The organism is Luteolibacter ambystomatis, assembly GCF_018137965.1.
Taxonomy (GTDB): Bacteria; Verrucomicrobiota; Verrucomicrobiia; order Verrucomicrobiales; family Akkermansiaceae; genus Luteolibacter; species Luteolibacter ambystomatis.
On record NZ_CP073100.1, the window covers coordinates 1,811,418 to 1,827,414 of the forward strand.

Here is a 15,997-nt window from a genome sequence, read left to right on the forward strand (position 1 = left end):
GTTTCAAGTTTTCAGGTCGTAAGCCCGCGCCGGGGGGGATTAGTTTGGGGTGATGGAGAGACGCACGAAGCATCTGCCCTGTCTCGAGGGAAGCATGTAGGCCACCGATGCGGCAAGGTTTGTCAGGTTGGCATCACCTGTCGGGATGTCTGCCCAGCTTGCGAGATCCGACGATGTCTGAACCTTGAATTCGGTGCCATAGGCGGTCGCGGCGATGGTCCCTCCGTTCGGCCAGGTGATTTTGCCGCCAACGATTCCGGGAAGGGTGATGACGCCAGTGTTGTTCATGAAGTAAGCGATCCCATTCTGAACGCCGTCTCGGTTGTAGTCCTCATCCGCGGCCTGTCCGCCGGCATGGCTGGCTGCCCATAGAGCGTATCCCGTCAGGGGGACGACTATGAGCACTCCGGTGGCGGGCACGAATTCGTAGGTGACCCCGTTCTCGTTCATGGTCCATTTGCCTGCTTTCTTGGTGAAGGCTCCCCGGGAGCTGCTGGCGAGCGCAAAGGTGCTGCCGTAGGTTTCCGCCAGGGTGGAGGTGTTCACCAGAGTCCAGGCATTTCCCGGAGCATTGCCCGCGGTGGTGAGATCGAGCACCAGGGTGCCGTCGAGATTGAGAGTGCCGGTGCCGGTGAGTTTGTTGCTGACGCCATTCGCGCCGACCTTGAACCGCAGGGCTCCGCCGCTGGCCAGGGTCAGCGCGCCGCCGGAAATGAGGGTGTCGCCCGTGTAGGTGTTCTGGCCGGAGAGGGTCTGCGTGCCGGGACCGTTCTTCGTGAGGCCTGCAGGGGAGGCGCTGGAGATCACGCCGGAGAAAGTGGCGCTGGCACCACCGGCGAGAGTGAGTGTGTTCCCACTGAGGATGACATTTCCAGAACCTGCCAGTGTGTCCACGGTCTGAGACAGGCCATATCCTGTCAGAAATCGGCCAGGAGAGTTGATGGCCAGGGCGGTCACGGAGGGGAGCGCGTTGCTCACCAGTGAAACGAGGTCGCCCTGGTTGACCGTGGTCTTCCCTGTGTGGGTCATACCCGCCGTCAGGAGAAGGCCTCCTGTTCCGCTTTTGGTGAAGTCTCCGGGGCCGGAGATCGTGCCTCCGACGGCTCCTGAAACAGGAAATGAGGGGTTGCCGAAATACACATTGCCGACATTCGCAAATTCGAGATCAGAGGGACCTGTCTCGGGATCAAGGAAATCGACATAGTAATCCCCGTGCGGATGTTGCTCGATGAGCCGGGAGTTGAGCACACGGATGCGACCGGTCCGGTAACCTGCCGGTGCGGTGCTGTAGTCGGCAGTGAGGGTGAGGGTGGCGGCCCCGTTCTTATAGAACTCGCCAGCACCGGAGATGAGCCCGCTGTAGGTAAAATCGCTGTTTGTGGGGATGACCAGTGTGGCACCGGAATCGATGAAGAAATTGCCGATGGGTTGCGGAGTTACAAGGGTTCCGCCGGTGATGGTGGTCCCGCCGGTGTAGGATTGTGGATTGCTGAAGGTGAGATGACCATCGCCGGCTTTGGTAAAACTGCCGGTACCGGATATCGTGGCTGCGAAGAGTCCCGACGCGTTCCAGGTGAGTTTGGCACTGCCGCTGAGATTGTAGCTTTGTGCCATCGGAGCACTCTCGACAAGGCTCCCGCCCGTGACGAAGACCCCGCCTCCCGCACTGTTTTGTGTTCCGGTCAGGGTCAGATTGTATGATCCGCTCTTGGTGAAGGAACCCGTGCCGCTGATCCTGTCTCCGTAGGTCTGGTGGCTCGTCCCCGTTCGGAGTTCCAAATCACCACCATTGAAGGTGAAGCTGCTGGTGACGTAGGGATTGTGGAAGGTGGCGACGACAAGCCGGCCGGCCTCGACCGTCGTGGACCCGGTGTAGTAAACGTCCTGCGTCATGATCAGTACCGCTCCGCCTTTTTTCACGAAGGAGCCGTCGCCGTAGATGTTTCCGCCGTAGGAAAGATCTCCCCGGGTCCCCCACCCGGAATCGGTCGGAATATCGAAGCCCATGGTGGCGCCTGCGCGGATGTTGTAGTCGTTGATCGGATTGTCCGTGATCAGTGTCCCGGCAAACACGTTGGTGCCGGAGATGACCGAGCCGCGCTGTTGGTTATAGGGAGAGGCGATGACGGCGGTGCCGCCCTCATATTTATTCAAGCTCCCGCGGCCATACACGTTGGCGTTGAGGGTGAGCACCGATCCAGTATCGACGTTCATATCCATGTAGGACGACGCAAGGGAAGTTCCGAAGGAAATGCCATAGGTGGAATTGATCGTCACCTGCGGGCTGGTGTGGTTGACATTGAGATGCACGGACGACGCGGAGGTGGCTCCCGAGGCGATGGCGCCGACATTCAGCGTCCAATTCTGCTGGGAGAAGTTCAGCGACGACGGGCTGACGCTCCGGGTGGTCGTGACGATGCCGTTGACGTCATGGTAGCCACCACTGCCGAAATAGAGATCGTAGCTGCTTTCGTCGTTCGAGTTGAGGAGAGAAGTGCCAATGCCGGTGCCTCCCACATCCCAGTGGGAACCGTCCCAATCGTCGGAGCTTCCTCCCATCCAATAAGCGTTGATCGCATGGGCGCAGGGGCCGAGGGCGAGTGCGCCTATGGGGATGGCGGAAGCGGCGATCCGGGTGAAGAGGCGGCGGTGGATGCGACGGGAGGTTTTCATGAGACGAGGCGTGGGTTGCGACGGACGTTCGTGCAAAACATGTGCGGGATGCATCCTGACGATCCGATTGCCTCTCCGCCAGGGTGCTGATCAGCACCCTGGCGCGGGTCGGCTGGCGGCTACGATCTCCCGGTGTCATGACACGACGAAGGGTGTCGGGGACCGGCATTGCGCTGGCTTTCGCGGCGCATTCCTGCATTAACATCGCCATGACGGACGCCCAGCGCGAGAGGGTTCACCAACTATGGGATTCGCTTACGGATTTTCCGGCCTCCGAGACCGAACGCGCGCTGGAGCATCTCATGGCCGGCATCGCCAACATGATCGATGCCGGCAATGCCTACTGGCTGGGCTACATCCGCCTATGTGCGCCGGTGCCGGATGATCCGCTCAAGGGACTCCGCCCAGGAGCCGGGCGCTACCTTCATCCCACGCCGACGCATAGCGAATCCGCCCGCAGCCAGACGAACCAGTGGAATCGCCGGCAAGTCAACGAAGGCTACGTCCGGGCCGCGCGCGACGTGGGGCGGTTTCGCTCCTTCCGCCTCCGCAAGGAAATGCGACCCGCCTATTTCGAGGAGGAGTTTTACCAAACCTTTCACGCGGCCCGCGGATTTCATGACCAGTGCATCGTTTTCTTCCCGGTGAACGACGACTACGAATCCATGTTCAACTTCCAGCGCGTCGGCGTGGCCCGCGATTTCACCGCTGCCGAGGAAGCCATCGCCGCCTACGCGTTGCGGGGCATCAAGTGGTTTCACCGCCAGGTCGCCCTCGGCTACGGCCTCCTCCTCGCGGAGCCCCCCCTCACTCCGATTCAACGCCAAATCAGCCGCCTGCTCCTCACCGAACGCAGCGAAAAGCAAATCGCCGCGGAAATCGGCCGGACCCAGGGCATGATGCACAAGCACATCACCGAAATTTTCCGCAAATTCGGCGTCACCGGCCGCGCCGGCCTGATGGCCGTCTGGCTCGGGAAGGTGAAGGTCGTGTAGCCGGCCGCACCGGGGTTACGTGCGTTTCGGTGCATCAACGTCAGTAAGAATCCGCCACAGCACGTCGAGAGCTTGATGGCGAAAGCCTCGGAAGGTCGCTGATACATCGTCTGACATGGAGGCATGAACGGAACGGCGAAGCAACGAACGGAGCGAGGCGATGTTGCGGGAGCGGCATGCCCACCACCAGCTTGATTCCGAAGCTGGTTCGTAAACCGCACTCGCCCTCTCCGCCAGCTCAACATCAGGGAGCAGGAGCTCCCACTTTATGGTCGGATGTGGATATCCGATCCATTCCCTCATCTTCCCTCTGGGTCGCAGGGCGGGTGTCGCTTGAAAGCAGAGGCGTGCATTTTCATTTCGCGCGGGCTCCCGTCCTCTGCTGTGTAGCGCAGGATGAGCTCATATAGATCCGTTACCGGCATCTCGCATTCGATGAAGAGAGTCCTGCCTTGATTGAGCACATGGTAGGCTTTGACGGGGATCGCCGGTTTATCATGCTTGAGATCCCGCATCCCGTATTGGCTGCTCCGCACCATGTCCCAGTGGATCAGGGATGATCTCGTGTCATCCACCTGCTTCACGGCGTCCGTAAAATCGAGGCGAATTCCATTTTCAAAGACTTTCACCGACCCGGGATAATAGGTGGGCCGTCCCGTGTAGCGCACCCGGTAGAAGCCGCTGGGAGCCGTGCGGCTGGACGCCCAGTCACTCAGTCCACAGGTGTAGAGTTGACCGTCCTTCGGATTGAAGTGTCCGCGCATGAGCCCGGTGCTGGCATAGTCGGCGCTCCCTTGGCGGACCGGCACTTCGATGTAGGCTCCTTGTCGCTGGCCATCGACATCATCCATCGCGATGTGGAAGATCTTTCCGCAACCATAGGACAGGGCGATCAGTTCTTTTCCGAGAGGCCCCCACTGCTTGCTATCGACCTCAAGCATTTCGGAGGGTGAGCGATCGACGTCACGGTTTACCCACAGTACGGGTTTCGTCACGTATTTGTCATCCTTCGCCTTGTCACCCAGTTGATGGTAGCCATAGGTGTAGCCGAAGAACTGGGGATTTTCAGCATTGGGTTCGATCAGGTTGATGGCGTTCTCCGGCCTCCAATTGCCTTCTTGGTCGGAGAGGTAGATCTCCCCCTCGGAGGTCATGCAAAGCCCGTTTGTCGCCCGGAAGCCGGTTGCCACCACACGACTGGCCTTGCCATCGGAGTCCACCTGGATGCAGGTGCCGTGCTGCGGAACGAGGAAGGGCGACGAATGGCGCCCTGCCTTGGTGTAATAGAAACAGCCTTTTTGATCCACGATGAGTCCGGAGGCGAACTCATGCCAGTGAGTGGTCACCATCTGGTCGCTGTTGAAGGCCTCCACAAAGTCAATTTCCCCATCCTTGTTATGATCAGCGAGGCGGGCGATCTGATCACGGCAGGTGACATAGATATCACCACGGTGGATCTTCAGTCCCAGCGGTTGAAACAGGCCGGTGGCGATGCGACGCCATTGTACTTGCCCGGTGGTGATGCCCTCGATCAGCCACACATCGCCGTCCCAGGCGCAAATGGCGGCGCGATCTGGGTTGTCAGGGAAGAAATCGATACCAGCGAATCGCATCCGGCAATGCCATGGTGCTCCCGTGGGTGCCGGGATGGCGTCCACCACATAGGGACCGTCGTCCGGATTCCGGACCACCGTGGTGGTGAAGGTTTGATTCCAGTGCGGCGCGTCGAATTGTTGGATCGCCTTGGCCAGATCCGGGATGGCACCGGCCTCCGGGGTCAGTTTCTCCAAATCGAGTTCCATGCTAGCGGTCAAGGTCACCACCACATTCACCGCGTTGCCGGCGGGGACGTGCAGCATGTAGTAGCCGTCCTGTTCGTTCACGGTCACGCCATCGCCGTGACGCACCGCCACCTTCACATCCGCGGGTGCCAGACGGTGCAGCAACTCATGAGTGCCCGCGCCAACATGCATCACCCGCTGGAAGACACCCATCGCCGGGCTGCTGTATTGTTCCAACACCTGGCGCTGGCCGATACGGTATTGAAGGATGGGTAAATCCCTTTGGTAGTGAATGCCTTCGAAACGTCCCCATGCGGCAGGGAGCGGTCCGTAATGCTTTTGATCGGGGCCGGTATAGCGAAGATCATCAAATTTTCCCGTCGCTGGGTTCGCCCACGCCGGTTGATTGGGCATGGTGAAGCGCACCGTGCCCACTTTTTGATGTTGGTCGTCCGGTGTCCGGTTCCCAGCCAGCGAAATGACGGCATAGTCCGAAAATATCCCTTCCCAGCCCGCAGCAGGCTGCAAGGTGTCTTGGTCAAACACCATCCAGATGGCCCCTTTGGTGATGCCACCCATCCCCTTGTTCAAGCGCACGGCAATTCCCTTCATCACCGAATACTGGTGGATGTCATAGGTCGCCGCCATGGTGGGGCCGTAGTCCATCATCTGCCACGGCTTTTCCTGCTTTGCCTGATATGGCAGCTTCATTCCCGCCGCCTTGTCCAAGTAGGCGGCATCCAGTTCGGTGTATTGGCCCGGGCGGTGCGGCTTCACGAAGTGCTCGCGGATGTAGTGAACCACATCGTAGATTTCCGCGTCCGAGAGTTGCACTTGCGGCGGCATCTGGCGAAACCCCTTCTTGATGGTGTTGAACATCTCATGAGGAGTATGGCCGTTCTGGAAATCCGCTTGGGCAAATCGTCGTGCGTCGGGCAGCGACCCCGGCGCTTCAACCGTGCCGTGGCAAATCTGGCACGTGCGGGTGTAGATCTCTTCCCCCCTTTTGAATGCGTAGTTGTCGAGATTCCTCAGGTAAGTGGCATGGGAAATTTCCCCCTGTGCCTGGCTGGTGACGGGAAGAAATCCAGCGGTGATGAACAGAGCGAGTGCGACGATGCTGCGTTTCATTGAATGCAAGGCCCGGTGAACCCTGGACTGATGCGTCACTTCGCCGCCACGGGCAGCTTCTTGACGCGGATGTTCCGAAACCACACTTCGCCACCATGATCCTGGAGTCCAATGATTCCATTTGGCGCAGCCCCCTTGGCGGGGCTGCCTTTCCATTCGCTCGCAGCGAAGGCTTCCTTGAATTCCGGAGAGTCGAGATCCACTTTCAAGATGCACTTGCCATTGAGCCAGTGCTCCAGATGGCGGCCATCGGCGACGATGCGGGTCGTATTCCATTCGCCCGGCGGCTTCAGGTCCTTCCCGTCGTTGGGACCGAGGATGGAATACAGCGCGCCCGCGCGGTGAATGGGGGGAGCCTTTCCATCATGGAATCCCTCGTCATCGAGAATCTGGTGCTCGAAGCCGCTTGGCCATGGCTGGTTTTGACCGTCCTTGATGCGATAGAAAACTCCGCTGTTGGCGGCCTTGCCGACCTTCCATTCCAGTTCGAGCACGAAGTTTTGATAGTCCGACTCGTCGGTGGCGAGATCTTGCCTGGCCCAACTGCCATTGCCCGGCGCGCGATGCAGCGAACCATCGGCCTCGACCGTCCACACTGGTGGAAGGCCTTCATGCTTTTCGTGGCCATACCAATGCCAGGCGCTGGCAGGGAGAGGAGTCCACAGCTCGGTTTGAGCCGAAGAATCGGCTGAAAAGGCGGCGGATATGATGGCGAGGAGGGCGCAGGGAAGAATGGCGGGCAGGCGGATTTTCATCAGAGATGGCGATAGCGGGGCTGCGTGGTTGGCAAAGAGCGCGGAGAATGAAAATGCAAAGTTGGAGGGTAGGTCTATTTTGTCCGCACCATGTCTGCGAAATGTGTCGGCTGGCAGTGGGCAGTACTGTCCGTCTCCCGTGGACTTAACGAATGGTTTCCAACCAGCCTTTCTCCAAAATCACCGAAGCCCCGATCCGCAAGCCAAGCCGCCGAAGGGCGCATTGATCCAACTGACGGGCAGGGCCGGAGGCAATCCCACCCGGAGATCACTCGATCCCCCCAACCACACCGCCACACATTCCTTCTTGCACGCGCTTCCTTCCATGCCATGGGTGGTATTCCTCTGATCGGCTCCCGGAGGTCCCTTGCATGTCGGAGCCGCCTACCACGAACCACTTACTACCATGGGACAACAAGGCTACACCCCCGGCGACTTCGGCTGGTCCGAACTCACCACCACCAATGCGGCGGACGCGCTCTCCTTTTACGGCAGCCTCGTCGGCTGGGAAAAGAAAGGCGAACCGGCTCCCGGCTATCATTGCTTCGGCCGCGGTGATGAAATGCTCGGCGGCATCACCCAGCCACAGGAAGGCTGCGGCGGCCCGCCACGCTGGATGCCCTACATCACGGTCGAAAACCTGGACGCCACTTTGGCCAAAGCGACCGAACTGGGTGCGACTACCATCCTCCCGCCGATGCCCTTGCCCGAGGACTCCGGCCACATCGCCATCATCCAGGACCCGCAGGGCGTGATGACCGGCCTGGCGCAGTATAACAAGAAGGCCTGTTAACAACGGCTTTGCCCTTCACCTCATCAAAGGCCGACAGCTCCATGCCGTCGGCCTTCTTCTTTGGCAGGAATACCAAGCACTAGCTGGTATCACATTCACCCCTGTACCTTCTTCACATAGCACGCCTTCAGCGCGATCGAGATGCCGTTCATTTTGCAGGAGATCTCGTGATCACCATCCACAAGACGGATCGGTTTAGACTTCGCACCGGTCTTGAGAACCTCCGAGGTGCCTCCCAGCTTGAGATCCTTGATCATCGCAACGATGTCACCGTCCGCCAGTATGTTGCCGTAAGCATCCTTCACCACGCGCACATGCTCCGGTTCATCGGCGGCTTCCTCCTTCGCCCATTCATGACCGCAGGTCACGCATTCGTAGCGGGTGCCATGATCGAGAAGTTCGGTGCTATCGCAGATCGGGCAGACGGATTCACTCATGCACAAGGTGAGCGGATGGCGGACACTTTGTCCATCGAATGCAGCAGGTTCAAAAACGGCCACCCATTTGTCACCAAACAGGTTTTGCACCCGACCGGCCGGGAAGGATTTACTGGCAGCCCATTCGTCGCCGATGCACCTCGAACGATGCCAGGAACAAAGCCAGCGCACGCTGGATCAATTTTACGAAGAGTTTCTGCGGGCGGATCATTCCCCCTCCCGTGAAGGCGCCCGCACGATGCTGGGATTGATCCACCGGCTGCGCGCCTTGAACGATCCGCGCAGGGTTCACGGACGAACCTCCCATTTCATGCTCTGCCTGCTGGCAACCGATCACAGTCTGGCTCCGCCACACGTCACGATCCACGTGAATAACGGCAATGGATTCCGCATTGATTATCTGATGCCCGCGCACACCGCACCATGGCCCGGCGCGCGTGTCACTGCTGAAGCATGGACCGAGGATGAGGCGCTGGGCATGGTGCTCGAAGCCATGGACCTCTCAGGCGGCTGGAGCTTCTAGCAGCCGTGCCCGCCGTGGGCTTCGCCGTCTTCAAAGCCGAAGCCGCGCCTCACCGCCGCCATCTCCGCGGTAAGCCGGCCGCTCTCGTAGCGGACCACCAGCGGCGGTTCATCCTGCGTTTCCTCAATCGCCACCTCCGGAAAGCGGCAGGCAAAAAGCGTGAACAACGGCGGCAATGTCTCACGCGGCACCACATCCCGCATCCGCACCACCTTCAAACCCGCGGCCGCGATCCCATCGAGCGCACGCTGTTTTTGCCGGGAAGGAAAGCACAGCACGAACCACCCGTCCGGCAGCAGGTGCTTCACGGCAGCCCGTGCATAGTCGGAGACATCTCCACGTAGCTCGAAGCGGGCATGCGCCTTTTGCGAATCCTGGGGCACCACACCATCCGTCACCGGAAAATACGGGGGACTGCCGGTAATGAGCGGAAACTTCTTCTCCAACGCCAGCTCGCGCAAATCCCCATGGGAGCAATCCACCCGCGAGCGCAGTCCATTCGCATCGAGGTTCGACTGCAACAGCCGGTAACTGATCTCCTGCGCCTCCACGCAGGTCAGCCGGGCTTCCATTCCCATCCCCCACAGCGTCAGCAATCCCACCGTGCCGATCCCGGTACCGAGATCCAGATGTTCCAGCACCGGCGGCGAACATTGGAGGGCATACCAAGCGGTCAGCACGTCATCCGCGGAATGGCGATGGCCCTTCAAGCGCTGCGCGATCAACCAACCAGCGGAGTATCCACCGTCATCCTTCAATCCATCCACGGCACAAACACCCCGCGGACCAGTCAGCGCATCAAGGGTGATGCGTTCTCCCAACTCCTCTTCCAGACGCTGCCGCTCCTCCTGCCAGTGTTGGAGGGACGGATGGGACGAGGAAGCACGGGTGGCAGGAAGCATCGGAGACGGAAATTGTCCGGGCACGGACCGCCGACGAAAAGCCCGAAATCCCTTCCACCCCACCGGCTTGAACAAAGCGAGCCCATCCGGCGTATTCCGCTCCATGCCATTTTCCCTCCCCGGTCTGATCATGCTGTTCCTTCTTGCTGCCGCTCCGGTGCAGGCCATGTCGAAAGTCCACGATCCCTCAACCATCGTGCGATGTAGCAAACAAGCGTGGTTCTTCAGCACCGGTCCCGGGATCAAATCCTTCAATTCGCCCGACCTGGTCACATGGACGGAAGGGCCTCCTGTTTTCAAGGCCTTCCCCGCATGGCACGAGTCCTTCGTTCCCGGTAACCGTGGCTACCTCTGGGCACCGGACGTGATCCTGAGCAAAGGCCGCTACTGCCTGTATTATTCCGTCTCCACCTTCGGAAAAAACACCTCGGCCATCGGCCTCGTCTCCACTCCCACTCTCGACCCCGCCGATCCACGCTACGGATGGAAGGATGAAGGCGTGGTCATCCGCTCGCGGCGCGGTGATGACTTCAATGCCATCGACCCGGCCGTCCACGCGGACAACGATGGCAGGCTGTGGCTCACCTTCGGCTCCTTCTGGTCCGGCATCCAGTTGCTGGAACTCGATCCCTCCAGCGGTCTTGCCAAGAAGGATGCGAAGCCGAAACGGATCGCCTGGAACCAACAGATCGAAGCGCCCGCCATCATCCATCATGGCGATTTCTACTATCTCTTCGTGAACTGGGGTCTGTGCTGCAAGGGCATCGACAGCACCTACGAAATCCGCGTCGGCCGCAGCCGCACGATTGCAGGTCCGTATCTCGACAAGGATGGACGCGACCTCGCCACTGGCGGCGGAACGCTCTTCCTGAAAAGCGAAGGCCGCTATATCGGTCCCGGCCACTTCGGAGAAATCGTTGGCTCCTCCAGGGGCCGTTTCTCTTTCCACTACTACGATGGCGCAGCCGCCGGCATGTCGAAGCTCGGTGTTCGCGAACTCACGTGGACGAAAGAAGATTGGCCTGAAGCAGGCAAATGGATCTTTCCCGCCAACCCCCCGTGAAGAAGGGAGCAGATCTCAAGGATCACTTCGTGCGAGGTCGGGCTGACGGCACGGACAACCACTCTTTGAAAAAAGGTGGTCGGGACGGCCAGATTCGAACTGACGACATCATGCTCCAAAATAAACAGAAATTTCAATTCGACCAATTTATTCTAAAACAATTACAAATTCACTCTCAGGTTTCACGCCTTGAATTTGTCCGATGATTTGTCTAAAATGCCATTACCATGGCACGCCCCCCCTCGCCTTCAACGTTTCAGAATCGAACGCTTCAAGAACCCCAGCGGAAAGCAAGTTTGGCGGGTCGACGGCTACCGTTCCAGCGGTGGACGTATTCGGGAAAATTTCAAGACGAAGAGTGAGGCCCTCGAAAGAATGAACGCATTGGAGCAGGCGGAAGCTGAAGGCGCACTCTCGACGGTGCCAGTTCTCCAACGCACGATCCTCTCCGCGGAACAGATTTCCGACGCCGAATCTGCGACGGCGATGGTTCCCGGACGTTCCCTTGCGGCATTGGCCGCGCACCTCACACGCTGGGAAACCCAAGCGGCACGGATCGGACTCAGCGTCGATGAGGCACTGGCATTCTGAGAGAGCCGTTACCATCCCGATCTTCAAGAAGTCACCGTGCTGCAAGCACGTGACGCGTTTCTGGCATCGCGGCGCGGAATTCGTGAGAAAACCCGGTCCCACTATGAATCCGCCACCCAGCGGCTGCTTCGCCCGGACCCGAACAAACTCGTTCATCGCATCACGGTTTCCGATCTTGAGAGCATTCTCAAGAACTACGAAAACCCCAATTCGTATCGGACTTACCGACGCTGTGTCAGCACCTTCTTCAGATGGGCTGTACAGAAGCGCATGTGCGCGGAGAACCCTTGCGAACGGTTGGATCTTCCTCCACCAGTCTCTTCCCATCTCCAGATCCTGAGCCTCCGAGTAACGACGCTCCTGCTGAGAGCCGCAATGCTTTACCGCAAGGGCGAAACGGTCCCCTCAATCGCGATTGCGCTCTTCGGAGGACTCCGCCCAAGCGAACTAGAAAATTTGCGCCCAGAAGACGTGAAGCACGATCGCATCCGGGTGACCGGGGGAAAAATGCGGCGAACTTTGAAACGTTCCGTCCCCATCCCGCCCAATCTAGCGGCGTGGTTGAAGGCGTATCCTTTCAAAGGATTGCCGAAGAACTTCTACGGAAAGTTCCGAACTCTTCGGAAGGCTATCGGAGAGACCACATGGGTTGCAGACGTTTTCCGTCACACCAGTATTTCCTTCCAGCTTGAGAGGGACAAAAACGAAGCATTGACGGCATACAACAACGGAACGTCGGCCAAAATGATTGAATTCCACTATCGAGACCTCGTCGATAACCCGTCGGAGGTTGTGGCATACTGGACTCTATCGCCGGGGGTCGTTGCACAAGCACTGACTTCGATTCAACTGCCAAAGTCATCCACCGTCGAATGGCCTGGCAACGCCGTTCTCGCCAAGTGGGTTCAGTCCACATCCCTGAGCAAAATCGGCGCTGAACTAGGGGTTTCCGATGTCGCGGTGAGAAAGCGCTGCCTCAAACAAAAGATCATCCTGCCATCACGACACGCCTAAAACGAACGAGGTTAGTGAAGTGGTGGTCAGAGCGGGGTTCGAACCTGCGGCAAAGCCGTGCGCCACATGGCGTATGGCGTCCTCGAAGGCATCGGTGATCGCGGGCGTGTCCCGGACGGAAATCACCGTGGCCTCCGTTGAGTTCTTAATTCACCCGGAGTGAGAAAATTTCGGGATTTATCTACGCGGAATGACTTCCCGGGATGAAGGCTTCGGAGATCGACGCATTGCTCCCGAAGAACTGGCAGCCTGCGAACGAGGTTCTCGTGCCGATCCAAGCTGCGTTCTCAAAAGAGGCTCCATGCCTCCCTCAGTCAAGAGAGACCCCATGGAGCACTTACGTTTGGCCTCGTTGAGATCCATCTGCCCGAACTGCTTTTTCCAGCGGTGGAATGTCGACCCCGGCTACGGCAAGCACCTTCTTTCCGTGAAAAAGCACCGGCCCCTCCCCTTCCTCGACTTGAAACCAAAGGGAGGAGCTTTCGTTGTTCACCTAGGAAAATTATCCGACTCAAAAGCCTTCTCCAACCTCCACGAAGTCCCTTCGGAAACACCGGATGTGGCAACTTGGCGGTTACTTTCCGGTGCGCTTCATTACTTCCAGTTCGAAGATCGAATAGCCCCATGAGGTCACGGGTTCCTTCATCACGATCCGGACGTGGCGGGCCTGTACGGCCTGAAATCCTATCCTGGTACGGTCACCTTCCACATGCGCCGCAGCAACCGGCTTCCAATCCTTGCCATCCTGTGAAACCTCCACCTCGGCCTGTCCAGGCCGGGCGGCTTCCCATGCGATGTCGATGGCATTGAACTCCTTCCCACTGCCGAGATCGACTGCCAGCCATTGGCTCGATCCCGTGGGCCCGGACGACCAACGGCTGGAGGAACTTCCGTCCACCGCCTTGTCCGGCGTGAAGTCGTGCTCGTCATCGGAAACCGATGCGCTGACCGCCGCTCCCGCAGCCAGATTGTCCGGCATGTCCAGTCCCGCTGCGCGTCCGATTTCCTTGGCAGAACATGCGCGGTTGAAAACCTTCAAGTTCCGGACCGTGCCGACAAAGGAGTTTCCGTTGGGACTGCCCAGCAGAGCCAGCGGACACAGCATCTGGTTGTTGCTTTCGCCCACCTTCACGCCATCCAGGAAGACCGTCGTCTTTCTCTCATCCCCTACCACGGCCACCTTCACCCACTTGTCCTTGGCGGGAGACGGTCCATAGACACGGCTCACGTCGCCGACGATGAAAGAGGATGCCGGATCCGCTCCTGGCGTTCCGGCGGCCCGCACGATGCCTATGCCCTTCAGGGTTTCCTTGGTCGTGATCTCCTTGTCGTCCGTACCTTTGGATTTCCTGTTCTCGGTGCGGGAATAGTCGGCACAGATTTCGGCCAACCCGGACGATAGGATGACACCGCGCCGCTCTGTGTCGGCGGTTTTCCGGATCTCCATCGTCAGCGTCCACGGGTATTCCAGATCGGCCCGCGCGCGGCCTTGGAAGGCGAGCGGTTGTCGCGCGTCCACTGAGTCGAGCGTACGTTCACCGGGCAGGTCCAGCACCAGGCCCTCCGGCCCCTTTGCGGGTATGCGGTCGAAAACCTGCACACCGGGCACCGGCGCGATGAGAGCCGCCCGCTTTTGAAACGCCGCGTAGCTGGTGGAACCCTTCGTGCCCCACATCTTCTCGGAAAAAGCCTGGATGCTGGGAAACGTGAGGGAGGCGATCTCCGTCATCGTGTAGCCGGTCGGTCCCTGGTCGTTCCACACGTGGAGCTTCCCGCCGAGCAGGCCTGGATCCCCTTCTCCCGGATTTTTGGATGGATCGCCACTGATCCTCCACGGCTGCCAGTTCTGATAAACCCCGCCATTACTAACCCCATAGTAATGCGCCCCGGGGACGATGTAGGTGGTGCCGTCGCTCGAATTAATCACCTTGTGACCCGCCGCGATCTGGCTCTTCGCATCGTTGGTTTCCCACATGTCGATCGTGATGGAAGGATCGATCGCCGTGGTTCCGCCCATGTTCTCGAATCCGGACCAAATCCGCATGTTCTTGCCCCGCGAGCGCACGTGCGCGTTCATCGTATTGATGAACTTCCGGAAGGCTTCGTGTAGTTCCGCCTTCCGTTCCTTCGATCCCTCCACCCGGTACTCGTCGGTGCCAATGTGGAAGTCCGGCGCATCGAACAAAGGAATCATCTCGTCCAGCAATTCCTTCATCCGCTCCACCGTCTTCGGGTTGGTGACGTCCATGTAGTCTGGTTTTCCGGGCAGGGCGAGGTCCGGCCAGAAGTTGGTGAAGCAACGGGAATGCCCCGGCATGTCGATCTCGGGTGTGATCGTGATGCCGAGTCCCCGCGCCATGTCCTGCAGCTCGCGCAGGTCCCGTTTCGTGTAGAACAAGTCCTTCGCCGCAAGCCCGGGAAACTTCGCGCTCTCCACCCGGAAGGCCGCGTACCCGCCGCCGAATGACTCGTCGCTCAAATGGAGATGCAGCTCGTTGAGCTTGTACCACGCCATCATCCGCAGGTAGTCCTTCAGCACCGGCAGCGGGAACGGCTTGCGGGCGACATCGAGCATCAACATCCGGCGCGGTACGGAGGGCCAGTCCTCGATGGTCCCGTGAGGCAGGACCGGATCATGAGCCGCCAGTTGCAACACCGTGAACATGCCATTGCGGAGACCTTGCTCGTCCGCGCCCCGGATGACCAATCTCTCCCCGATCTCCACCGCATAGCCGCCTGGCTTCAATACATGGCCCGCACGATCCAGTGTCAGCACGATCTTCGGGCCCTCCGTTGCCGGAGTTCCGCCGGTAGCCGTCGCAAGCTGCTTCGAGAACATTCCGGCGATCCCCTCCAAGGCCTTCGAGCCGCCCTCCGTCGTCACTGCGCCGCCCTTGGCATTGAATGTGCCGTCCGCGGCCTTCCACGACCGGACGGCGGGCACTACGGCCAGATCCTCCGCATGCAAGGACATGGTGAAATTGGAAATGCAAAGGACAGCCAGCGGCAGGGGTTTTCGAAAGCACAGTTTCATGGTGATGGATCAAAGATATTCAGGACATCCGGTTTGGATGCTGTGGGCGGAGCATACTATTTGAAGGAGACGGCGAAGTGATGGTGATCAAGAGCTGACCAGTCCTTGATTTTGGTTCATGAAAGCACATCACGTTGACGGAGGCGCTGGAAGCATTGATCCGCTTCTGTTGTTTCCCAGGCCGGTCCGGGACCTCCAATTCCCAAAAAATCATCTGGTCCGACGAGGCCTTCGAATCCCATGGATCCCATGGATCCCATTCCTCCCACAGTTCCCTGTCATTCCCGTTGGTGCACATCGTGATG

Annotated in this window: 12 protein-coding genes; 6 read left to right on the plus strand and 6 right to left on the minus strand. The window is 59.3% G+C overall.

Annotation, left to right across the window (positions count from 1 at the left end; genetic code table 11):
- Positions 1-39 precede the first annotated feature (39 nt).
- On the minus strand, positions 40-2,673 hold the full coding sequence (locus KBB96_RS07030; RefSeq protein ID WP_211633893.1) for an autotransporter-associated beta strand repeat-containing protein: 2,634 nt from the start codon (positions 2,671-2,673) through the stop codon (positions 40-42).
- A gap of 83 nt (positions 2,674-2,756) precedes the next feature.
- Here KBB96_RS07030 and KBB96_RS07035 point away from each other — a divergent pair, with 83 nt between their 5' ends.
- Positions 2,757-3,668, plus strand: coding sequence for a helix-turn-helix transcriptional regulator (locus tag KBB96_RS07035; protein WP_211633894.1), 912 nt, complete (start codon positions 2,757-2,759; stop codon positions 3,666-3,668).
- A gap of 299 nt (positions 3,669-3,967) precedes the next feature.
- On the opposite strand, the gene KBB96_RS07040 is transcribed toward KBB96_RS07035, so the two are convergent.
- Together KBB96_RS07040 and KBB96_RS20960 are read right to left on the minus strand one after the other, a co-directional pair.
- Positions 3,968-6,580, minus strand: a complete 2,613-nt coding sequence (locus tag KBB96_RS07040; protein ID WP_226373698.1) for a DUF6797 domain-containing protein — start codon at positions 6,578-6,580, stop codon at positions 3,968-3,970.
- 35 nt (positions 6,581-6,615) lie between these two features.
- On the minus strand, positions 6,616-7,335 hold the full coding sequence (locus KBB96_RS20960; protein WP_226373665.1) for a 3-keto-disaccharide hydrolase: 720 nt from the start codon (positions 7,333-7,335) through the stop codon (positions 6,616-6,618).
- Between the two features lie 406 nt (positions 7,336-7,741).
- Here KBB96_RS20960 and KBB96_RS07045 point away from each other — a divergent pair, with 406 nt between their 5' ends.
- A complete protein-coding gene (locus KBB96_RS07045; RefSeq protein ID WP_211633896.1) occupies positions 7,742-8,128 on the plus strand; it encodes a VOC family protein in 387 nt (128 codons plus the stop codon).
- A gap of 95 nt (positions 8,129-8,223) precedes the next feature.
- Here the strand turns inward: KBB96_RS07045 and KBB96_RS07050 are convergent, their stop codons facing one another.
- The gene (locus KBB96_RS07050; RefSeq protein ID WP_211633898.1) at positions 8,224-8,565 is read right to left on the minus strand and encodes a zinc ribbon domain-containing protein YjdM; all 342 of its coding nucleotides are present in this window, start codon (positions 8,563-8,565) and stop codon (positions 8,224-8,226) included.
- 133 nt (positions 8,566-8,698) lie between these two features.
- On the opposite strand from KBB96_RS07050, the gene KBB96_RS07055 reads away from it, so the two are divergent.
- Complete coding sequence (locus KBB96_RS07055) at positions 8,699-9,088, plus strand: hypothetical protein (protein ID WP_211633899.1); 390 nt, start codon at positions 8,699-8,701, stop codon at positions 9,086-9,088.
- Here KBB96_RS07055 and KBB96_RS07060 read toward each other — a convergent pair.
- Positions 9,085-9,990 carry a tRNA1(Val) (adenine(37)-N6)-methyltransferase gene (locus KBB96_RS07060; protein WP_211633900.1) on the minus strand — a complete coding sequence of 302 codons (906 nt, stop codon included), beginning with the start codon at positions 9,988-9,990 and terminating at the stop codon, positions 9,085-9,087. The two genes, KBB96_RS07055 and KBB96_RS07060, sit on opposite strands and share 4 nt — an antisense overlap.
- A gap of 103 nt (positions 9,991-10,093) precedes the next feature.
- Here KBB96_RS07060 and KBB96_RS07065 point away from each other — a divergent pair, with 103 nt between their 5' ends.
- The 3 genes from KBB96_RS07065 (at position 10,094) to KBB96_RS07075 (ending at position 12,658) form a co-directional block, all read left to right on the plus strand.
- On the plus strand, positions 10,094-11,053 hold the full coding sequence (locus tag KBB96_RS07065; RefSeq protein ID WP_211633901.1) for an arabinan endo-1,5-alpha-L-arabinosidase: 960 nt from the start codon (positions 10,094-10,096) through the stop codon (positions 11,051-11,053).
- 189 nt (positions 11,054-11,242) lie between these two features.
- Entirely contained in the window at positions 11,243-11,644 is a 402-nt protein-coding gene (locus KBB96_RS07070) for a hypothetical protein (RefSeq protein WP_211633902.1), read from the plus strand.
- Positions 11,645-11,680: 36 nt separating this feature from the next.
- On the plus strand, positions 11,681-12,658 hold the full coding sequence (locus tag KBB96_RS07075; protein WP_211633904.1) for a tyrosine-type recombinase/integrase: 978 nt from the start codon (positions 11,681-11,683) through the stop codon (positions 12,656-12,658).
- 574 nt (positions 12,659-13,232) lie between these two features.
- Here KBB96_RS07075 and KBB96_RS07080 read toward each other — a convergent pair.
- Entirely contained in the window at positions 13,233-15,632 is a 2,400-nt protein-coding gene (locus tag KBB96_RS07080; protein WP_211633905.1) for a family 20 glycosylhydrolase, read from the minus strand.
- Positions 15,633-15,997: the final 365 nt, after the last annotated feature.